Annotated in this window: 20 protein-coding genes; 16 read left to right on the top strand and 4 right to left on the bottom strand. The window is 50.8% G+C overall.

Going from position 1 to position 22,097, the window contains the following annotated elements:
* Position 1 precedes the first annotated feature (1 nt).
* On the top strand, positions 2-1,081 hold the full coding sequence (locus B5F29_RS08720) for an acyltransferase (protein WP_087154236.1): 1,080 nt from the start codon (positions 2-4) through the stop codon (positions 1,079-1,081).
* Between the two features lie 60 nt (positions 1,082-1,141).
* Here B5F29_RS08720 and B5F29_RS08715 read toward each other — a convergent pair whose 3' ends face one another.
* From B5F29_RS08715 to B5F29_RS08700, 4 genes are all read right to left on the bottom strand, one after another.
* The gene (locus B5F29_RS08715; RefSeq protein WP_087154235.1) at positions 1,142-1,843 is read right to left on the bottom strand and encodes a potassium channel family protein; all 702 of its coding nucleotides are present in this window, start codon (positions 1,841-1,843) and stop codon (positions 1,142-1,144) included.
* Between the two features lie 27 nt (positions 1,844-1,870).
* The gene (locus B5F29_RS08710; protein WP_087154234.1) at positions 1,871-3,175 is read right to left on the bottom strand and encodes a TrkH family potassium uptake protein; all 1,305 of its coding nucleotides are present in this window, start codon (positions 3,173-3,175) and stop codon (positions 1,871-1,873) included.
* A gap of 98 nt (positions 3,176-3,273) precedes the next feature.
* Positions 3,274-4,554: a 3-phosphoshikimate 1-carboxyvinyltransferase gene (gene aroA / locus B5F29_RS08705; protein WP_087154233.1), complete on the bottom strand. Its 1,281-nt coding sequence runs from the start codon at positions 4,552-4,554 to the stop codon at positions 3,274-3,276.
* Positions 4,555-4,563: 9 nt separating this feature from the next.
* Positions 4,564-5,652 carry a prephenate dehydrogenase gene (locus tag B5F29_RS08700; RefSeq protein WP_087154232.1) on the bottom strand — a complete coding sequence of 363 codons (1,089 nt, stop codon included), beginning with the start codon at positions 5,650-5,652 and terminating at the stop codon, positions 4,564-4,566.
* 256 nt (positions 5,653-5,908) lie between these two features.
* Here B5F29_RS08700 and B5F29_RS08695 point away from each other — a divergent pair, with 256 nt between their 5' ends.
* The 15 genes from B5F29_RS08695 (at position 5,909) to leuS (ending at position 21,962) form a co-directional block, all read left to right on the top strand.
* Positions 5,909-6,625 carry a Crp/Fnr family transcriptional regulator gene (locus B5F29_RS08695; RefSeq protein WP_087154231.1) on the top strand — a complete coding sequence of 239 codons (717 nt, stop codon included), beginning with the start codon at positions 5,909-5,911 and terminating at the stop codon, positions 6,623-6,625.
* A gap of 15 nt (positions 6,626-6,640) precedes the next feature.
* Positions 6,641-7,612 (top strand): adenosine deaminase, encoded by a 972-nt coding sequence (gene add / locus B5F29_RS08690; protein WP_330397571.1) that lies wholly within the window; start codon positions 6,641-6,643, stop codon positions 7,610-7,612.
* 17 nt (positions 7,613-7,629) lie between these two features.
* Entirely contained in the window at positions 7,630-8,466 is an 837-nt protein-coding gene (locus B5F29_RS08685; RefSeq protein WP_087154230.1) for a purine-nucleoside phosphorylase, read from the top strand.
* Between the two features lie 14 nt (positions 8,467-8,480).
* Positions 8,481-9,260 (top strand): uridine phosphorylase, encoded by a 780-nt coding sequence (gene udp / locus B5F29_RS08680; protein WP_087154229.1) that lies wholly within the window; start codon positions 8,481-8,483, stop codon positions 9,258-9,260.
* A gap of 81 nt (positions 9,261-9,341) precedes the next feature.
* Positions 9,342-10,445 carry a BMP family lipoprotein gene (locus B5F29_RS08675; protein ID WP_087154228.1) on the top strand — a complete coding sequence of 368 codons (1,104 nt, stop codon included), beginning with the start codon at positions 9,342-9,344 and terminating at the stop codon, positions 10,443-10,445.
* Positions 10,446-10,477: 32 nt separating this feature from the next.
* A complete protein-coding gene (locus tag B5F29_RS08670) occupies positions 10,478-12,022 on the top strand; it encodes a YjjI family glycine radical enzyme (RefSeq protein WP_087154227.1) in 1,545 nt (514 codons plus the stop codon).
* The gene (locus B5F29_RS08665) at positions 12,023-12,871 is read left to right on the top strand and encodes a YjjW family glycine radical enzyme activase (protein WP_087154226.1); all 849 of its coding nucleotides are present in this window, start codon (positions 12,023-12,025) and stop codon (positions 12,869-12,871) included.
* A 35-nt stretch (positions 12,872-12,906) separates the two neighbouring features.
* Positions 12,907-14,433: an ABC transporter ATP-binding protein gene (locus tag B5F29_RS08660; protein WP_087154336.1), complete on the top strand. Its 1,527-nt coding sequence runs from the start codon at positions 12,907-12,909 to the stop codon at positions 14,431-14,433.
* The gene (locus tag B5F29_RS08655) at positions 14,426-15,493 is read left to right on the top strand and encodes an ABC transporter permease (RefSeq protein ID WP_087154225.1); all 1,068 of its coding nucleotides are present in this window, start codon (positions 14,426-14,428) and stop codon (positions 15,491-15,493) included. The genes B5F29_RS08660 and B5F29_RS08655 overlap by 8 nt, the downstream gene beginning before the upstream one ends.
* A gap of 1 nt (position 15,494) precedes the next feature.
* Positions 15,495-16,430: an ABC transporter permease gene (locus B5F29_RS08650; protein ID WP_087154224.1), complete on the top strand. Its 936-nt coding sequence runs from the start codon at positions 15,495-15,497 to the stop codon at positions 16,428-16,430.
* 9 nt (positions 16,431-16,439) lie between these two features.
* Positions 16,440-17,072: a YczE/YyaS/YitT family protein gene (locus B5F29_RS08645; RefSeq protein WP_087154223.1), complete on the top strand. Its 633-nt coding sequence runs from the start codon at positions 16,440-16,442 to the stop codon at positions 17,070-17,072.
* A 32-nt stretch (positions 17,073-17,104) separates the two neighbouring features.
* Positions 17,105-17,770: a deoxyribose-phosphate aldolase gene (deoC, locus tag B5F29_RS08640; protein WP_087154222.1), complete on the top strand. Its 666-nt coding sequence runs from the start codon at positions 17,105-17,107 to the stop codon at positions 17,768-17,770.
* Between the two features lie 26 nt (positions 17,771-17,796).
* Entirely contained in the window at positions 17,797-18,219 is a 423-nt protein-coding gene (locus B5F29_RS08635) for a cytidine deaminase (RefSeq protein ID WP_191430533.1), read from the top strand.
* A gap of 24 nt (positions 18,220-18,243) precedes the next feature.
* A complete protein-coding gene (locus B5F29_RS08630) occupies positions 18,244-19,434 on the top strand; it encodes a phosphopentomutase (protein WP_087154221.1) in 1,191 nt (396 codons plus the stop codon).
* Between the two features lie 125 nt (positions 19,435-19,559).
* Positions 19,560-21,962 (top strand): leucine--tRNA ligase, encoded by a 2,403-nt coding sequence (gene leuS, locus B5F29_RS08625; RefSeq protein WP_087154220.1) that lies wholly within the window; start codon positions 19,560-19,562, stop codon positions 21,960-21,962.
* The last annotated feature ends 135 nt before the right edge of the window (positions 21,963-22,097 follow it).

Below are 22,097 nucleotides of genomic sequence, written 5' to 3'. Positions count from 1 at the left end.
CATGAAAAAAAGACAGATGAATTTTGAACTGCTGAGAATTCTCTGCATGTATATGATTGTGGTGGGACACTGCCTATTTCATGGAAGGGTGACGGCAAAACTGGGGTACGGAACCATGAATTATCTGGCTTCTTACCTGATCCAGTCTTTCTCTGTAGTGCATGTGAATTGCTTTGTCATGATCGCCGGGTATTTTTCCATTGACCGGGGGTTTCGGGCTGAAAAGATGATCCGGCTCTGGAAACAGGTGGCGTTTTATTCGGTCCTGATCTTTCTCCTGTACGCTTTATTTGCACCTGTGACCGGAATCGACCTGGTGCATGCTGTGTTCCCCATATCCTCCAGGACGTACTGGTTCGCGTCGGTTTACGTGGGTATGTCGCTTTTGATGCCGTTTGCCGGCATGCTGGCTCTTCGGCTGTCCAGACGGCAGTATCAGTATCTGCTGGTACTGCTGGCGGTTTTCTTCAGCGTGAATCATATGATCTTCCGGGAAAATACGTATGGAACTTACGAGGGAAGGGAACTTGGATGGTTCCTTTTCCTGGGGCTTCTGGCAGGATATATAAAGCTCCATACAAAACCGGACAGACGGTATTTCCGGTACGGTCTGGCGGGTTATGTGCTGGGTTCGCTGGCGGTGCTGGCCAGCGTCTATCTGTCGGTGGAAACCGGACAGGAGAATATCGGGTATTTCCTGAATTATAATTCTCCTCTGGCGCTCTTTGCCACTGCCAGCCTGTTCCTCTGCGTGAAGAATATGCCGTGGAAAGAGACCAGGCTGGACGGCTGGATCGGCAGGATAGCGGGAGCTGCCTTTGGCGTTTATCTGATTCATGACAATTATCTGCTCCGTTACCATGTCTGGGATCTGTTCAGAGCCAGCAAAGTGGCCCTTACCCACGCGGCAGTGCCCTACGCGGTGCTGGTGGCTGTTATTGTGTATATTGTATGTACCTGTCTGGAACTGCTGCGTCAGAAGTTGTTTGCGCTGGCGGGGCCGGTTTATTCCAGAACTGGTCTGTTTCGTCTGGAACAGCGAATATGCGGCGCCTGGGACGGGATCTTAAAAAAAGAATAAAAGTACTGAGGAAGACAGAAACAGGGCTGCGGCGGCGCCGCAGCCCTTACTTTATAAATCTTAGATATTTTTTCGGCTATGATCTGCCTTTATTGCCCATTCGGACAATTTGATGACTCCGTCACGGCTTCCGGAAACGATCAGAATGTCTCCGTCGCGGAATACATAGTCAGGTTTTACGTTTTCTAAAACATCATTATTATTTTCAATCGCGATGATGTTCAGTCCGAAACGCGGTCTCAGATTGATCTCCAGTACGGTATGTCCGATAAAGGAGTCGGGAACCAACAGTTTGGAGATATTAATTTTCTGACTCAACTGTATGAAATCCAGTACGCCGGCTGTTTCCAGGCGCTGTGCCAGACGGATACCCATATCGCGTTCAGGATAAACAACTTCCGCGCCCAACCGGGAGAGAATCTCGCCATGCTCCGGACTGGTGGCTTTTGCCACAACCAGCGGTATTCCCAGGCTGACCAGATTCAGGGTGGTGAGGATAGAAGATTCCATATGCTCTCCGATACATACAATCGCCACATCGCAGTTCTGAATACCGGTTTCCATCAGTGTCTTTTTATCCAGGGAATGAACGACGATAGCATGCTCGGTCACCTCGCGCATTTCCCTTACTTTTTCTTCATCACGGTCCAGGGCCAGGATCTCTGCATCTGTTTTTGCAAGTTCACATGCCAGAGCGGTGCCGAACCGACCAAGTCCTACGATTCCATAAGATGTTTTTTCTGGTTTCTGTTTTCCAAACATGGTTTTCCTCCTAAATATTTACGAGATTTAGCCGATAGCAATATTTCCGGTGGGATAGCTGACCCGTTCTCCGGAAGTAAAATGCCAGAGACTGGCGATCGTCAGCGGCCCCAGACGTCCGATATACATGATACAGATGGACAGCAGCTTGCTTCCGTCGGTGAGCGTAGGGGTGATTCCAGTAGAAAGGCCCACAGTACCGAACGCGCTGGTGATTTCAAAAAGCGCGTCGCGCAGATCCAGATAGGGATCCATTACCAGCATCAGGTAGGTGCCGGTGATTACGACGGTCAGCGCCAGAAGCGTAATCACAGCCGCTTTCCGAAAAGTTCCTTCCGGCACCGCGTAATGAAATGCTTTTTCGGAATGGTTGGTGGCACCGCGCTTGATTCCCTGGATCAGGGCGAAAAATGTACTGGTTTTGATACCGCCGCCGGTGGATCCGGGGGAGGCTCCGATAAACATTAAAACAATCAAAACCATCAGTCCCGGAGTGGTAAATTCTTTCAGCGGATACGTGGAGAATCCGGCTGTTCTGGCAGAAACGCTGTTAAAAAAAGCGCCCATCCAGGAAATATTTTCTGTAAGCTTTAAAAGAAGCGTTCCGGACAGCAGAAGCCCGGCGGTCACTGTCAGAACAATTTTTGTGTGCATGGAAAACTTTTTCCAGCGGAACTTGGTGGACCAGATTTCGCGGATAACCAGGAAACCGATACCGCCGCAAATAATCAATCCGCATGTGACCATGTTTAACAGGACGTCTTTTTGATAAGGAATTAAGTTTTTCCCGCCGCCTAAAATATCAAAGCCGGAATTGTTAAACGCTGCCACGGAGTGGAACAAGCTGACCCCGATCGCTTTCACCAGCGGGAAATCCTGCCGGAAAACGATAAAACTCAGTGCCGCGCCGGTGAACTCAAAAATAATCGTGGTAATAAAGATACTTTTAATGAAGCGAACCAGTCCCTTACCGGAATCCAGATTCATGGCTTCCCGGATCAGATCCCTTCCTTTCAGGTTTACTCTGCGCCCGATGGCGATTATGATGCCGGCGCCGATGGCTGTGACGCCAAGACCTCCAACCTGGATCAGAGAGCCAAGAAAAAATTGTCCCAGGGGCGTGAAAGTATCTCCTGCGTCGATGGCGATCAGCCCTGTCACACAGACGGCGCTGGTAGATGTGTAGAGCGCGTCGATGTAACGGACAGTGACACCGTCCTGAATGCTGCATGGCAGCATGAGCAGAAGAGAGCCGACCAGGATAGTCAGTGCAAAGCCCAGAGCGATGATGCGGCCGGGCGGCTGCCGTTTGATAAATTTTGCAGGTGTCATAAATTTGTACCTCAACATTATTGTATTGTATAGTAAGCACTACGTGCCCATTATACCATGTATTCTGTAAAGAAGGTGCTAAGCTTTACAACTTTTAATTAATTTACGTTCAGGGATCTGAGATCTTCATAAAAATCCGGATAGCTGATGTTGACGCAGTCTGCTCCCAGTATGCGTGTCTCTCCGTCCGCGGCCAGCGCGGTGACGGCAAAAGTCATAGCGATGCGGTGGTCCAGATGGCTGTCGATGACAGCTCCGTGAAGCGGTCTGCCGCCCCTGATGATCATCCCGTCGTCCGTGGCCGTGACGTCCGCTCCCATGGCGCGCAGATTCTCTGCCATCACATCAATTCGATTGGATTCTTTGACTTTCAGTTCCTGTGCGTCCCGGATCACGGTGGTTCCCTCCGCGAAACAGGCGAGAGCTGCGACGACCGGGAGTTCGTCGATCAGCGAGGGTATTATGGCGCCTCCCACGTCCGTTCCGTGCAGGTCGCTGCTTTTGACCAGCAGATCCGCATAAGGTTCTCCTGCATCCAGACATTCATTCAACAGCGTCACATCAGCGCCCATTTTCCGGCATACCCTGAGAAGACCGTCTCTGGTGGGATTAATGCCTACATGACGGATGAGAATCTCAGAACCGGGCACAATCAGACCGGCGGCAATGAAATATGCCGCAGATGAAATATCGCCGGGAACATGGATTTCCTGAGCATGCAGTTCCGGACCCGGCTGAAGGGTGACGGTAGTACCCGTTGTTGTCAGATCTGCTCCGAAGTACCGCAGCATGATCTCGGAGTGATTCCGCGAGAGACTGGGTTCTGTGACGCTGACCGGGCTGTCTGCATAGAGCCCGGCCAGCAGCAGGCAGGATTTTACCTGTGCGGAGGCCACTGGAGAGGTATAGCGGATGCCGTGCAGGGCGGAACCGCGGATCTTCAGAGGAGCGCAGCCATTACCCTTCAGGCTCTCGATACTTGCGCCCATCCGGGACAGCGGATCTATAATCCGTTTCATGGGACGGGTTCTTATGGAATCGTCTCCGTCCAGCTGCGAGTTAAAAGACTGTCCCGCCAGTATGCCGCAGATCAGACGGGTGGTGGTGCCGCTGTTTCCCACGTCCAGGATGGAAGAAGGCGCGGAAAGTCCGTGCAGTCCTTTCCCGTGCACCAGGATCTCCTGGGGAGATTCTTCGACCTCAATGCCCAGTTTGCGGAAACAATCGATGGTGGACAGACAGTCTGCGCCGCGCAGAAAATTAGTGACGCGGGTGGTCCCTTCCGCCAGCGCGCCAAACATGACGCTGCGATGGGAGATGCTTTTGTCTCCCGGCACGGTAACGGTTCCTTTTAAAGTGTTTGCTCTGGTAAATATCATGGCTGCTCCTTAACGTTCATATATAATATAGCGGTATTTTCGAAGAATGTCGGCGGCCTTTTTCATAGTCGGCCCGTCGTAGAATTCGATGCGAAGGACAGCGTCGATGAATTCTCTGCTGTGGACAATGCCGATATTCTTAAGATTGATCTGGTTGCTGGCAAGGATCGTGGCAAGGGCGGCGATTCCGCCGGCCTCATCCACCATTTCACAGTAAATTTCGTAAGCAGGTTCTATCGGCCCGTGCCCCTGGATGGGGAGGCTGTTCCGGTAGTCTCTGGAGCTCTCAAAAAGATTATAGATAGCGTCCGACCGGGCTTCGTCCAGTTCCTGGCGGATACTGGTCAGAGAGTCAATATAATCCTGCAGAATCGAGGAAATATTTGCCCGGTTAGTCATGCAGATCTGTTCCCACATCTCGGGAGAAGAAGACGCTATCCGGGTAATATCGCGAAATCCGCCGGCAGCAATCATTTTCATAATCCCGTCCCTGGTATCTGAATCCCGCACCAGATTTACCAGAGCGGAAGCGATGATATGGGGCAGGTGGCTTACACCGGCTGTTACATAATCGTGGGTCCGGTAATCCAGAACCAGGGGAAGCGCCTTCAGACTGGCAATAAAATCGCGGAATGCCAATACGGTTGTTTCCGGTATCTTTTCGGTGGGCGTAATCATATAGTATGCGTTCTCGATCAGGATCCTTTTAGAATTGGCATAGCCGGTCTTTTCAGAGCCAGCCATGGGATGGCCTCCGATAAAGCAGCTTTCCATGTCCAGTTCCTTCACTCTTGCGTGAATATCACTTTTGGTACTCCCTACGTCCGAGACAATGCATCCCGGGGAGAGAAAAGGCCGGAGACTGGCCAGGTATGCGGCGTTACAGGATACGGGAGCGCACAGAAATATGTATGTACAGTCCGAAAAATCCGGTCCGATCCGGTCCGCGATCCGGTTTACTACGCCGTCTTCGACTGCCTGTTCCACAGAGGCTCTTGTGCGGGAATGGACGACGATCTCTGCGTCCGGATAAAAATGGCGGATGGCTCTGGCGATAGAGCCGCCGATCAGACCCAGTCCAATAAATCCAATTTTCATATCAGGTTCTCCTATTCCTTTCATAAACGCCGTAAGTATATCATATTTAAAAAAAAATGAAAAGTGTGAACAAAATATGTTAAACGAGACATATGTCCTTTTATATTGTAAAAAGTGACGGTAAAATATGAAAAAAAGGAACAAAACAGAAAACTTTTCACGAAAATATGGCAGGCTGTGATATAATTAAATTGGTAACTGTTCTGAACGGTTGCTCAAGTTGCAGAATTATAAAAACGGTATGTTGAGGTGACGCATGAATCTGCAGGTATTGATGGCACAGCTGGGTTTTATGTCCGCAGAGAACAGAGAATATTTAAGACGGATGTTCAGCCGCGCGCCGGAAGGTTTTCTGGAACATCTTTCCCTGAAAAAAATTGAACAAGGAACATTGTTCATCCATGAGAATGCTCCGGTGGGGAAGGTATTTTTCCTGTTGAATGGACGTGTACGGGGAATGGAGCACCGGGTGCTGGGAGTGAAATACCAGTATACTCAGTTTGAACCGGTGGAAATCTTCGGCTCTATGGAGATTCTGCTGGGATTTGACCGATATATGGCTACTTTGGAGACGGGGACAGACTGCTGGTTTCTGATCACCGGAAGAGAGGACTATCGCCGCTGGATCAGCCAGGATATTGATGCCCTTCTGATGGAGACCAGAAGCATGGGCCGGTATCTTCTGGAGCAGGGGCGCAAAGAAAGGCTGCTTTTGTTTTTACAGGGGCGGGATCGACTGTTTTTCCTGTTCTGTCAGGAGTACCAGATTACCGGCTCTGAAGAAAAATGTACGATCCGTTGGACGAGGCAGGAGTTGTCCGACTGTTCAGGGCTTTCCACCAGGACGGTGAACCGTCTGGTAAAAACCATGCAGGAAGATGGTTATATCGAATATCATCGGGGACGGATCCGTATAACCCGTGATCAGTATGAGCGGATGCAGGAATACCTGAACGGTATTACATTTGAATAGAAAGAGGTGAGGGCATTGGAAGACGCAGTGCGGCTTATGCCGAAGATAGATCTTCATTGTCATCTGGATGGTTCTTTGACCCTGGAAAGCGTCAGGAAAATAACCGGACGGAACGTGGCGCCGGAGGAACTGCAGGCAGATGACAGGTGCCGGGATCTTGCGGAGTATCTGAAAAAATTTGATATTCCCATCGCGTGTCTGAAAACCGCAGAGGCGCTGAGGATTGCGGCGAGAGATTTCCTGCTGGACGCGGCGAAAGAAAATATTTGTTATATCGAGACCAGATTTGCGCCCCTGCACTCGGCGGGAGAAGGCCTGAACAGCAGGCAGGCGGTGGAGTCTGTGCTGGAAGGGCTGGCGGAGGCAGAGAAAATCTGTCATGTACGGTATGGAGTTATTGTCTGCGCCATGCGTCATCACCGTCAGGAGGACAGCCTGGCTATGTTCAGAACATGCCGGGAATATCTGGGCGAAGGAGTCTGTGCGGCAGATCTGGCGGGAGACGAAGCTTCCTGGCCCATGGAGAATTACCGGGCATTGTTTCAGGAAGTGAAGAAACTGGATTTTCCTTTTACTATTCACGCAGGGGAATGCGGGAACGCGGAAAATATACGGGAAGCAGTGGAATGCGGCGCCGCCAGGATCGGACATGGCATCGCCATGAGCGGGCGGGCGGATATACAGAAACTCTGCGCGGAGCGCGGGGTCGGTATTGAGATGTGCCCGATCAGCAACCTGCAGACCCGGGCGGCAAAGTCGCCGGATCATTATCCGCTCAGGGAATTTCTGGATGCGGGACTGAAGGTGACTTTGAACACGGACAACCGTACCGTAAGCAGGACCAGCATTACCCGGGAGATGGAATTTGCCAGGAAATACTGCGGAGTGACGGATGAGGAACTGCTGCGTCTGGAACAGAACGCGGCGGATCTGGCTTTCGCAGACGACTCGGTAAAGCATGAACTCTGGAAATTATGGAATCATTAGAAGGTCAGGAGGAATATATGGAAAACGCAGTCTATGAGAAACTGATGAGATGTTATAAGACAGTAAAAGAGAAAGTGGATTTTCAGCCGAAAGTAGCGCTGGTGCTGGGGTCGGGCCTGGGAGACTACGCAGACCGGATGGAGATAGAAGCGGAACTGGATTATCATGATATCGACGGGTTCCCGGTCTCTACGATCCCCGGGCACAAGGGAAGATTCGTATTCGGACATGTGGGAGAGGTCCCGGTGGTGGTTATGCAGGGACGCGTTCATTATTATGAAGGTTATTCGATCCAGGATGTGGTGCTGCCTGTCCGCCTGATGCGTATGATGGGCGCGGAGGTGCTTTTTCTTACCAATGCGGCAGGGGGCGTCAATTATGATTTTCATGCGGGAGACCTGATGATGATCACAGACCAGATCAGTTCGTTCGTTCCTTCTCCGCTGATCGGACCGAATATGGAAGAATTGGGTGTGCGTTTTCCGGACATGAGCGATGTATATGACAAAGAATTACAGAATGTGATCCGTGCCACTGCAAAAGAGCTGAATATTCCGCTTCAGGAAGGCGTATACCTTCAGCTGACCGGACCTGCCTATGAATCTCCGGCAGAAGTACGGATGTGCCGGATCCTGGGGGCCGACGCGGTGGGGATGAGCACCGCCTGCGAGGCGGTGGCTGCAAATCATATGAAGATGAAGATCTGCGGGATTTCCTGTATCTCTAATCTGGCGTGCGGTATGACAGATCAGCCATTGGATCATAAGGAAGTACAGGAAGCGGCCGACCGGGTGGCGCCGCTGTTCCGGAAACTGGTGACAAGAAGCATTCAGGAGATTGGAAAACAGTTGTAGGAGGGACGGAGACGATGCATTATTCGGAAGATCCTGATAAACAGTATCATATTCAGGTGGGAAAAGGAGAGGTGGGACGTTATGTGATCCTGCCGGGCGATCCTAAGCGCTGCGCGAAAATCGCCAAGTATTTCGACAACCCCAGACTTGTGGCGGACAGCAGAGAGTTTGTTACTTATACCGGATATCTGGACGGAGAGATGGTAAGCGTGACGTCCACAGGGATTGGAGGTCCGTCTGCATCCATTGCCATGGAAGAACTGGTGAAATGCGGGGCGGATACTTTTATCCGGGTTGGGACCTGCGGAGGTATGCAGCTTAAAGTGGAAAGCGGCGATCTGGTAATTGCCAGCGGGGCGATTCGTATGGAAGGGACCAGCCGGGAATACGCACCGATTGAATTCCCCGCCGTAGCGGACGTGGGTATCGTGAATGCTCTGGCAGAGGCTGCGGAGGCGCTGGGAAAGAAACATCATGTGGGAGTAGTGCAGTGCAAGGATTCTTTTTATGGACAGCATGAGCCGGAGATTATGCCGGTCAGTTATGAGCTTCTGAATAAATGGGAAGCCTGGAAGAGACTGGGATGCCTTGCTTCCGAGATGGAGTCTGCGGCGCTGTTCGTGGTGGCCAGCGCGCTGGGAGTCCGTGCAGGTTCCGTTTTCCTGGTAGTGGCCAATCAGGAACGCGAAAGAGAGGGACTTTCCAATCCGGTTGTCCACGACACAGATCTTGCGATCCGAACCGGAATAGAGGCGGTCCGCAGGCTGATCTGCCGGGAGAAAACGGACAGATAAAATTGCCGCTTTTCATTTTGGCATAAGGATGGTATGATAGAAATAAGGCCCAGGCCTAAAAAAAGAAAAGGAGAGAAACATATGAAAAAGAAAGTACTGGCAGTATTACTGTGCGCGGCTATGGTAATGTCCATGACCGCCTGTGGTAACAGCAGCACCGAGGAGCCCGCAGAGACCGCAGATACGACTGAGGCAGCGGACGACAGCACGGAGGCGGCAGACGAGAGCACTGATACGGCCGCAGCCGGAGGAGACTTCAAGATCGGTCTTGTTACCGATGTAGGAGGAGTAAACGACGGCTCCTTCAACCAGTCCGCATGGGAAGGCCTGCAGAGAGCCGCGGAAGAATTCGGCATCGAGGCAAACTATCTGGAATCTTCCACTGACGCGGACTATACCCCGAATCTGGAGACCTTTATCGATGAAGAATATGACTTGATCATCAGCGTAGGATACATGCTGGCAGACGCTACCAGGGCGGCGGCCGAAGCGAATCCGGATGTGAATTTTGCCATTATCGATGACGCGACCATCGAACTGGACAACGTGACCTGCCTGATGTTCGAGCAGGAGCAGGGATCTTATCTGGTAGGTTATGTGGCAGGTATGATGACTGAGACAGACAACGTCGGTTTTGTCATCGGCATGTCCAATGAGAATATGAACCTGTTCGGATACGGTTACTGCGCGGGTGTTCTGGATGCAAATCCGGATGCGACGATCCAGCAGTTCAACGCAAACTCTTTCGCAGATTCCGCTACCGGTAAATCCATGGCGAATACGGCGATTACCAACGGCGCCGACATCGTCTTCCATGCGGCAGGCGCAACCGGTCTGGGCGTGATCGAAGCATGCCAGGAAGCCGGCGTATACGCGATCGGCGTTGACAGCGACCAGTCCAGCATCGCGCCGGAGACCGTCATCACCTCTGCTATGAAGAGAGTAGACAATGCGGTATATGATTCTGTAGAATCTCTGATCAACGGCACCCTGGAGGGCGGCGTGGTAACCTATGACCTGTCTATGGGCGGCGTAGACATCGCACCGACTCAGGATCTGCTTCCGGAAGATGTGATCTCTGCAGTAGAGGATGTAAAACAGCAGATCATCGACGGAGAGATTGTAGTTCCGAACGATCAGGCAAGCTTTGAAGCTGCACACGGAGATGTGTACGAATTAGACTAATGAATGAATCGGGATGGAGGAGTGATTAAGTAATGAGAGATATTTCCATGGAAAGGGTAAACGCGACGCGTGAGCAGATCCTTGAGATTATCAAGAGCCCCACGCTGACACATGAGCAGAAGCTGACCAATCTGGCGAACCAGGCGGATTCACTGATGGAGGTTCTGGATCTGCCGGAAGGACTCGACGAACTTCTGAATACGGATATTGAGACGAAGTGCATCTGTGATCTGTCGGAGGGACATGCTCCGGTGCGTCCGCGGTATATTGTCCCGGACTATGCGAAATTCATGAAGGAAGGCTGCAGCTTTCTGCAGCTTCCTCCTCCAACCGATCTTCTGGAAGCATTGAACGGCCTGCTGATCTTTTATAAGCATGTGCCAAGCGTGACCAATTATCCGGTGTACGTAGGACAGCTGGATGAGCTGCTGGAGCCGTTTATGGACGGAGTAGACGACGAGCAGGCTAAAAAGCTTCTTAAAATGTTTATGACTCATGTGGACCGTACTGTGCTGGATTCGTTTTCACACGCGGATATTGGTCCTAAAGCGACCAGGGCAGGGCGTCTTCTTCTGGAAGTGGAAGCGGAACTGGAGAACGCGGTTCCGAACCTGACCCTGAAGTATGAAGAAGGAGTGACAGACGATGACTTCGCCCTGGCGGCGGTGAACTGCGCTCTTCACAGTGCGAAACCCAGTTTCGCCAACCATGCCATGTTCAAAAAGGAACTGACGGAGAATTATGTGATCGCCAGCTGCTACAACGGTCTTCCGTTGGGCGGCGGTTCCTATACGCTCTGCCGTCTGATTCTGGGCAATATTGCAAAGAGGGCGAAGAACATTCAGGACTTTAAAGAGAATCAGCTTCCGTATGTACTGGATATCATGGCGCGCTACATGGATGCCCGGATTAAATTTGAGGTAGAAGAGAGCGGATTCTTCGAGAACAACTTCCTGGCCAAGGAAGGATTCATTCACAGAGACCGGTTCACCGCGATGTTTGGAATGGTGGGCATGGCAGAGTGTGTGAATATCCTGCTTGAAAAGGAAGGCAGAGAGGGAAGCTTCGGCCATGATAAAGCGGCTGATGACCTGGGTGTGGAGATCATGGAGATCATTAAAGATTTCAATGATCATCATGTAAATCCTTATTGCGAAGTGACAGGAGGACATTTCCTGCTTCATGCGCAGGTGGGGCTGGCGGACGATGTAAATGTGACGCCTGGTACCCGTATCCCCATCGGGGAAGAACCGGAAGAACTGGTTGATCAGCTTCTGGTGCTGAGCCGTTTCCATAAGTATTTCCCGTCAGGAACCGGCGATATTTTCCCGATCGACGTAACGGTGCATAAAAATCCGGAATTTGTACTGGATATTGTGAAAGGAGCGTTCCGGAAAGATCTGAGGTATCTTTCTTTCTATTCCAGCGACAGCGACGTGATCCGGGTTACCGGATATCTGGTCAAGCGTTCCGAGATGGAAAAGCTGGATCAGGGTAAGGCTGTACTGCAGAATACGACCGGTTTGGGACTTGGAGCGTCCAAGAACGGACATATTCTGGAGAGAAAGGTTCGATAGATGGAGACAAAAGCAGTGGTGAACCGGATCATCCCGTTCAGCAGCGTGGATGGTCCGGGCAACCGGACGGCAGTATTTCTTCAGGGATGCAATATCGACTGTAAATACTGTCATAATCCGGAGACAAGGCACATGTGCGAGGAGTGCGGCGTCTGTGTGGAACAATGTCCTGTGGGCGCGCTGTCCATGGGAGAAAACGGAAAGATAGACTGGAAGGAAGAACTCTGTGTCCAGTGCGACACCTGTATTCATGTCTGTCCGCACGGAAGTTCACCCAGGACGCATGTGATGACGGCGGGGGAAACATATAAGAAAGTTAAGAAACAGATTCCTTTTATCAGAGGAATCACCGTGTCCGGAGGCGAGTGCATGCTGCAGCCGCAGTTTCTGTTGGAGCTGTTCCGCCTGGCGAAAGAAGACGGGCTGTCGACGATGATTGACAGTAATGGAATGGTTCCGTTTCAGGACTATCCGGAACTTTTGGAGATAACGGACGGGGTTATGCTGGATATTAAAGCGTTTGACCGGGAGGAGCACAGGAAAGTGACCGGCGCCTACAATGATATTGTTCTGGCGAATGCAGAGTATCTGGCCCGAAAATCGAAACTGTTCGAAGTGAGAGCCGTAATTGTTCCCGATCTGTATGACACAGAAAGAAGTGTGCGTCAGATGGGAGAATTTCTGGCCCCTTTTTTAAAAATAAATAAATTCAGGATCAAGGTAATCGCCTATCGGCCCATGGGAGTCAGGGAGATCTATTCTCATTACGAGGTACCGTCCCGAGAATATCTGGAGTATCTGGCCGGGATCCTGAGAGAACAGGGATTTGAGGATATTATAATCATCTGAACAAAGGAGGCAGGGAAGTGGGAAAAGAGAGCCATATGGATGAAAGCACGGTCGTGATCTCCATGAAGGACATCGTGAAGAAGTTCGGGGACTTTGTAGCGAATGACCACATTAATCTGACTGTGCACAAAGGCGAGGTACACGCGATCCTGGGTGAAAACGGAGCCGGGAAAAGTACCCTGATGAATGTGCTTTGCGGGCTGTATAAGCCTACCAGCGGGCAGATCTTCATCAATGGGAAAGAAGTTCAGTTTTCAAGCCCGAAGAATGCGATTGACATGGGAATCGGTATGGTACACCAGCATTTCATGTTGATTCAGCCGTTTACCGTAACAGATAATATTATTCTGGGCGTGGAACCTACCAAAGGCCTGGTGGTGGATAAAAAAACGGCAAGAGAGAAAGTGATGGAACTCTCTGAGCGGTATGCGATGAAGGTGGATCCGGATGCCAGGATTGAGGATATTTCCGTAGGCATGCAGCAGCGAGTGGAGATTCTGAAGGTTTTGTACAGAGGCGCAGATACGCTGATTCTGGACGAGCCTACCGCATCCCTGACTCCGCAGGAGATCGAAGGTCTGATGGAAATTATCAGCAATCTGACTGCCGATGGAAAGAGTGTGATCCTGATCACGCACAAACTGAAGGAGATCACAGCATGTTCGGACTACTGCACCATTATCCGCCAGGGCAAATATATCGATACCGTAAAAGTGGACGGCGTCAATGAGAATGAACTTGCAGCCATGATGGTAGGCCGCGAGGTTAATTTCCGCGTGGAAAAGAAAGACCAGGAACCGGGAGAAGTGGTGCTGGATGTAAAAAATCTCCATGCGAAAGATTATCGGGATGTGGAGATTGTAAAAGGCTTGAATCTTCAGGTCCGCCGGGGCGAGATCGTAGGTCTGGCAGGCGTAGACGGCAACGGACAGACAGAGCTGGTAGAGGTGCTGACCGGACTTCGCAAGGGAGAGAGCGGAGAAGTAAAGGTACTTGGAAAAGATCTGTTCAACAAAAGTCCGCATGATACTTTTGAGGGAGGAATATCCAGCATTCCTGCTGACCGTCAGAAACACGGACTGATTCTGGAGTTTTCCAATGAGGACAATCTGATTCTTCAGCATTTTGAAGAAGAGCCGTTTGCCAGAAAAGGCATTCTGAACCGGAAAGCAATCCGGGAACATGCTACAGAACTGATCGAGAAATTTGACATCAGACCAAGAGGGTGCGAAGAGGCACCGTCGGGTACGTTATCCGGCGGTAATCAGCAGAAAGTGATCATCGCCAGAGAAGTTACGAATGACAAGGATCTCCTGATAGCAGTAAATCCGACCAGAGGTCTTGATGTGGGCGCTATTGAGTTCGTGCATAAATATCTGGTGGAGCAGAGAAACAAAAACAGGGCGGTGCTTCTGGTTTCTTTTGAACTGGATGAGATTATGAGCCTGTCCGACCGGATCGAAGTAATCTTTGACGGACAGATCACGGGAAGTGTTCCAGGCAAAGATGCGGACGAAAAGGAACTGGGATTCATGATGGCGGGAGGTAAAAAGCATGAATAAAAAGAAAAGTATTTTAGAGAGCAATGTGCTTTATACCATTATCGCAATTTTAGTCGGTTTTGTGATCGGCGCAGTGTTTCTGCTGATTGCCGGTATCAGTCCGGCCGTGGCGTATGGGAAATTGATTGACAGTGTATTCAGCAAACCCAAATACCTTATCTGGACTCTTACCTATGCGAGTCCGCTGATCTTTACCGGCCTTAGCGTGGCGTTTTCATTCCGCACAGGTGTTTTCAATATCGGCGCGGAGGGACAGTTTGTAGTGGGATCCCTGGCGGCCTGCGTATTGGGAATTCTTCTGGATCTGCCGCCGGTGATTCATGCGATTGTATGTATTGCTGCCGCCGCGGCTGCCGGATGTATCTGGTCTTTGATCGTAGGTATCCTGAAAGTGAAAAGAGGCATTCATGAAGTGCTTTCTTTCATTATGTTTAACTGGATAGCTTTCTACCTGTCCAATTATGTGGTAAATATTCCCGCTATCCATAAAGGAAGCGGAGAGGCCACGAAAGATGTGCTGGAATCAGCCCGTATATTATTTCCGGAAAGTCTTCGCTCTTTCCTGGACTGCAGTGCTGCGAACTGGGGCATTATACTTGCAGTGGCCGCAGGTATTGTTATGTGGGTGATTATCGAAAAGACGACGCTGGGCTATCGTTTGAAAGCAGTCGGATACAACAGCCACGGAGCGCTGTATGGCGGTATTAATGCCAATAAGTCTATACTTACGGCTCTGGGGATATCCGGGGCATTAGCAGGACTAGGCGGAGCAGTACAGATCCTTGGTATGTCCGGCCGTCTGAGCCAGTTTGCCGCTCAGGAACAATATGGATTCCAGGGAATTACAGTAGCGCTGATTGGCTCCTCCAGTCCAATCGGGTGTATTTTTGCGGGAATCTTTTACGGGGCTATGAAGTATGGCGGCTCGAAGCTGAGTATTATCAAGGCTCCGTCGGAAGTCGTGGATATTATTATGGGGTGCGTGATTTTGTTTATCGCTGTTTCCCAGGTATTCCGTATCTTACTGAAGAATCTCACAAAGAAGAAGGAGGTATCATAGTATGGATGTTATCATCAAAGATCTTGGGCTTTTGATCAATGCGACGCTGATTGCCACGCCTCCTCTTCTGTTTGCGGCGCTGGGTTCCTGTTTTTCCGAACGATGCGGCGTGGTAAATATCGGTATCGAGGGAATGATGACGATCGGCGCTTTTACAGGGGCCGTGGTTGGTCTGTTCAGCGGGAACGGCTGGCTTGCTTTTCTGTGTGCCGGACTTGCAGGGGCGGTCTTTGGAGTGATTCATGCGATTGCGTGTGTTTCATTTCATGCGGACCAGACGATTGCCGGTACCGCTATCAATTTCTTAGGGCCTGGACTTGCGGTATTTCTCTGTAAGGCCATGTTCGATAATTCTTCGGATACGCCGGCTATGGATCCGGCGAGCAAGCTTCCAAAGCTGTTTGAAGGGGTGTTCCCGACCGGATCTTTCTTGAGCAATGTGCTGAATGTATATTCGGTGGCGTATCTGGTGTTTGTAGTTGCGCTGGTGTGTTGGTTTGTCTTCTATAAGACCCGTTTCGGAGCGCATCTGCGCGCGGTGGGAGAGCATCCGGAAGCATGTGAGTCTCTGGGTATCGACGTATATAAGATCCGCTATATCTGCGTGATTCTCTCCGGATTTCTGGCAGGACTTGGCGGAGCGTTTGTGACGCTGGCGACGATTAACCAGTTCCGGCCGAATGTGATCGTGGGACAGGGCTTTATCGCGATCGCGGCGGTCATTTTCGGCAAATTCTCACCGGAAGGAGCTGTAAAAGCGTGCCTGCTGTTCGGTTTCTGCAGCGGTATCCGAAGTCTGGCCAGCCAGAGTAATATGGTATCGCCGAATCTGATCTCCATGATCCCGTATATTGTGACGATCCTGGCGCTGGTGCTGTTTGTGGGCAAGGCTCATACCCCGGCTGCCAACGGAAAGATTTTTGTAAAGTCGAGATAGTGGTATTTTATGGAACAAGGTAAGGTAACGGCAAAAAGCGTGCTCATCGCGCTCATTGGCGTCCTGCTGGTGGGCGTGGGAGTCGCGTTTAACAACTGCGCCGGACTGGGCAACGATCCGGTCGGCATTGTATATGATGGAATCCGGAATGTGACGGGCATGGGCGCGGAACAGTTGGGCCTTGCGTCCAATATTGTGAACCTGTCGCTCGCACTTCTTGTATTTTTCACAGGCAGAAAGTATATCAGCGTGGGAACGCTGGTATATTTTCTTCCATATGGTTTTTTCGTGGAGCTGGGCATTCTGCTGTATCAGCTTCTGGCTCCGGAGACCGGCGGCCTGGCGGTGCAGATTGCATTCAGCGTGGTCGGGTGCCTGCTGCTGTATCTGGGTGTGGCGGTTTATATCACCATGGATATCGGGGTGGATCCTTTTACGGGAATTGTGCTGGTGATCCGCGACGCTGTGAAAAAGGAATACCGGATAGTTAAAATTATATTTGATATAACTATGATTATCCTGGGAACAGTTCTGGGAGGAAAGCTGGGGGCAGTGACGATCATCACGGCACTGACCGCCGGACCGGTGATCCAGTTTTTCTCGGGAGAACTGCACAGACTTCTGATACGTGAACCATCATAACAGAGAAACAATAGCGGAGGGGAGAAGAGAACATGGATAACAAAGAAATCCTGAAACATGTGGATCATACATTACTGGCGCAGGGAGCTACCTGGGATGAGATCCGGAAGATCTGCGATGACGCCATAGAGTACGGTACTGCTTCGGTGTGCATTCCGCCCAGTTACGTGAAGCAGGCAAAAGAATATGTGGGAGACAAGATGGCTGTCTGCACAGTGATCGGATTTCCTAACGGGTACTCTACGACGAAAACAAAAGAGTTCGAGACGAAGGACGCGCTGGCAAACGGCGCGGACGAGATCGATATGGTCATCAATATCGGCTGGGTAAAAGACAAAAAATACGATCTGGTGGAGGAAGAGATCCGTACGCTGAAGGCAGCATGTAAAGATAAGATCCTGAAAGTGATTATCGAGACCTGCCTCCTGACAGAGGAAGAAAAGATCCGTATGTGCGAAGCGGTGACAAAAGCAGGGGCAGATTATATCAAGACCTCTACCGGTTTTTCCACAGCAGGAGCTACGTTTGAAGACATTGAACTGTTCTCCGGACATATCGGACCGGATGTGAAAATGAAAGCGGCCGGCGGAATCTCCTCTCTGGCTGATGCGGAGAGATTTCTGGAACTGGGGGCGGATCGGCTGGGAACCAGCCGGATCGTCAAACTGGTCAGGAATGAAGAAGCGTCAGGATATTAAGAACGGTTGGAAGGGAGAACGGTTGCATGCTGGATAATACACGTATAAAAGAACTGATAGAGATCGCATTACAGCAGCTTCCTTATGCCTATGTTCCTTATTCACATTTTCATGTGGGAGCCGCGCTGCTGGCAAAAAACGGGAAGATTTACACCGGCTGCAATATCGAAAATGCAGGATATACGCCCAGCAACTGTGCGGAGCGCACGGCTTTTTTCAAAGCAGTCAGCGAAGGCGTGAAAGAATTCGACGCAATCTGCGTGACCGGAGGAAAAGACGGAGTGCCGACGGAACTTACTGCTCCATGCGGTGTATGCCGCCAGGTGATGATGGAGTTCTGCGATCCGGAGACATTTGAGATCATTCTGGCGGTCAGCACGGAGGAATATCAGATATTCAGACTGAAAGATCTGCTTCCCATGGGATTCGGACCGAAGAATCTGGCATAAACGAGGGAAGAGGAAAGGAGCAGCATGGAAAAATATAAGCGTATTTTTGTGGTAGTGATGGATTCTCTGGGCGTAGGCGCCATGGAAGATTCTCCGGAATTCGGGGATGTGGGGGTCAATACCCTGGGACATATCTCCCAGGCGGTAGACAGCTTTGAGATCCCGAATCTGCAGAAGATGGGTATGGCAAATCTCTGCCCCCTGAAACAGGTGGGACCGGCAGTAAAGCCGCTGGCCTATTACACAAAGTTGAAAGAACGCAGCCGCGGGAAAGATACGATGACCGGTCACTGGGAAATGATGGGGTTGGAAGTGACGAAGCCCTTTAAGACATTTACAGAGACGGGATTTCCGCCTGAGTTGATTCGGGAACTGGAAGAACGGACCGGACACAAAGTGATCGGCAATAAGAGTGCCAGCGGAACTGAGATTCTGGACGAACTGGGAGAGGAAGAGATCGCGACCGGGCACATGATTGTCTATACATCAGCGGACTCTGTGCTGCAGATCTGCGGAAACGAAGAGACCTTCGGCCTGGATGAACTGTATCGCTGCTGTGAGATTGCCAGAGAAATTACAATGAAAGATGAGTGGAAAGTGGGCCGCGTTATCGCCCGCCCGTATGTGGGCAGAAAGAAGGGCGAGTTCAAGAGGACCAGCAACCGCCATGATTATGCGCTGAAGCCTTTTGGAAAGACGGCGCTGGATGCACTGAAAGCGGCCGGATTTGACGTGATCTCCATCGGGAAGATCAAAGATATTTTTGACGGGGAGGGAATCACGAAAGCGTTGAAGTCCAAGAGCTCCGTGCATGGTATGGAGCAGACCATCGATACGGCGAAGGAAGAATTCCATGGGCTTTGCTTTGTGAATCTGGTGGATTTTGACGCGCTTTGGGGCCATCGCAGAGATCCGGAAGGGTATGCCCGCGAGATTGAGAAATTTGACAAAAATCTGGGCGTGCTGATGGATACGCTGAAGGACGACGATTTACTGATCATTACAGCGGATCATGGGAATGACCCGACATATACCGGAACGGATCATACCAGAGAAAAGGTGCCGTTCCTGGCATGGTCTCCTTCCATGAATGGAAGCGGAGAATTGCCGGAGACGGATACATTTGCGGTGATCGGAGCGACTGTGGCGGATAATTTCGGGGTGCCGATGCCGGAAGGGACGATCGGCACGTCGCTGTTGGATCAGCTGGCATGACATAGATGACGACAATTATAAAGGGCTGCCATGGGCAGCCCTGATTTTGTTTTGTTGACAAAAAAGCCCGGCTATATTAAACTTATATAGTTGATTCCGGTATACGGAAAAGGAGGATGTACGAAATGAAACATAATTTCCGGAAAATAGAGGCAAAATGGCAGCAGAAATGGGAGGACGCCAAGATCTTCCGGGCGGTGGACGGAAGTCCGAAACCGAAGTTTTACGGTCTGGTGGAATTCCCTTATCCCAGCGGCGCGGGTATGCACGTGGGGCATATCAAGGCATATTCCAGCCTTGAAGTAATCTCCAGAAAGAGAAGGATGGAAGGGTATAATGTGCTGTTCCCCATCGGGTTTGACGCGTTTGGTCTGCCTACGGAGAATTATGCGATTAAAACGGGCACGCATCCTCGGATTATTACGGACGAAAACATTGCGAAATTTACGAATCAGCTGAAGAAGGTCGGCTTTTCCTTTGATTGGGACAGAGTGATCGACACGACGGATGAAGATTATTATAAATGGACCCAGTGGATTTTCCTGAAAATGTTTGATGCAGGACTTGTGTTCCGCAGCAAGGCGCTGGTCAACTACTGCCCGTCCTGTAAGGTGGTGCTTTCCAACGAGGACAGCCAGGGAGGCAAATGCGATATCTGCCACAGCGATGTGGTTCAGAAATCCAAAGACGTATGGTATCTGCGCATCACCGAGTACGCGGACAAGCTGCTGGAAGGCCTGGATCATGTGGATTATCCGGCGAACATTAAGCAGCAGCAGGTCAACTGGATCGGAAAATCCACAGGCGCTTTCGTGGATTTCACGCTGGACGGACTGGATGAAAAACTGGAGATCTATACCACGAGGCCGGATACCCTGTTCGGCGTGACTTTTATGGTAATTGCTCCGGAACATCCGCTGATCGACAAATATGCGGACCGCATCGCCAATATGGATGCGGTAAAGGCATACCGCGTGGAATGCGCGAAGAAGACCGAGTTTGAGCGTACTCAGCTGGTAAAAGATAAGACCGGTGTGAGACTGGAAGGGATCGAAGCGGTCAATCCGGTGAACGGAAAGAAGATACCGGTATTTATCGCAGACTATGTCATGATGGGATACGGTACCGGAGCGATTATGGCGGTGCCTGCGCATGACCAGAGAGACTATGATTTCGCCAAGGCGTTCGGCGCTGATATTATAGAAGTCATCAAGGGCGGAGATATTTCCAAAGAAGCCTATGCGGGAGACGGAGAGATGGTAAACTCCGGTTTCCTGAACGGTTACACGAATAAAAAAGACTCCATCGAGCGGATGCTGGAAGAACTGACGAAGATGGGCGTGGGACATGCGGGCGTTCAGTTTAAGATGAAAGACTGGGCGTTCAACCGCCAGAGATACTGGGGAGAGCCGATCCCGATCATCCACTGCCCGCACTGCGGCGTAGTGCCGGTACCGTACGAAGAGCTTCCGCTGCGTCTGCCGCCGGTGGAAAATTTTGAGCCGGGCGAAGAAGGCGAGTCTCCGCTGGCGAAGATTGAATCCTTTGTGAATTGTACCTGTCCGAAGTGCGGCGGCAAGGCGAGAAGAGAGACGGATACCATGCCTCAGTGGGCAGGGTCATCCTGGTATTTCCTGAGATATATTGATCCGCACAATGACGAAGCGCTGGCAGATCCGGAGAAATTGAAATACTGGATGCCGGTGGACTGGTATAACGGCGGTATGGAGCACGTAACCAGACATATGATTTATTCTCGTTTCTGGCATCACTTCCTCTATGACATCGGGGTGGTGAATACACCGGAGCCGTACGCAAAGCGTTCCGCGCAGGGACTGATCCTTGGGCCGGACGGCGACAAGATGAGTAAATCCAAAGGAAACGTCGTGGATCCGCTGGACATCGTGGAAGCATACGGTGCAGATACGCTGCGTACCTATGTGCTGTTTATGGGAGATTACGGCGCCGCGACTCCGTGGAGCGATAACTCTGTAAAAGGCTGCAAGCGTTTCCTGGAGCGTGTGGCCGGATTTACGGATCTGCTCTCCGAGGATCCGGAGACGCAGAAGCTGGAGACGGCGTTCCACAGGGCGATCAAGAAAGTCAGCTCCGACATTGAGGATATGAAGTTTAATACGGCGATCGCATGTCTCATGTCCCTGACCAACGACATTTACAATCTGGGCAAGATCAGTAAAGAACAGCTTCAGATCTTCATCGAACTGCTGTGTCCGTTTGCTCCGCATCTTTGTGAGGAGATCTGGGAGTTCACAGGCGGAGAGGGATTCCTTTCCCAGCACGCATGGCCTCAGTATGACGAGAGCAAAACGGTGGAAGCTCAGACAGAGATCGGCGTACAGGTGAATGGAAAAGTCCGTGGAAAAGTGGTGATCCCCACCGGAGCGGAGAAAGAAGAAGTATTCGCCATCGCGAAGGCGGATTCCAGAATCGCTTCGTTCCTGGAAGGCAAGACTCTGGTAAAAGAAGTGTATGTGCCGAACAGACTGGTGAACTTTGTAGTAAAATAATGAAAACGTGGAAGAACGGGACAGCTTGCCTGCACCCGTTCTTTTTCTCGTGAGATATTTTCTTGACATAGCCGTACGGCTAAGAATATAATAATAAAGAATAAATTAAGCCGTACGGCTAAGAAAAATCACGTG

Origin of the sequence: Lachnoclostridium sp. An196 (genome assembly GCF_002160135.1) — a bacterium.
Classification (GTDB): Bacteria; Bacillota; Clostridia; order Lachnospirales; family Lachnospiraceae; genus Hominiventricola; species Hominiventricola avistercoris.
This window is presented reverse-complemented; position numbering and strand designations above follow the sequence as displayed.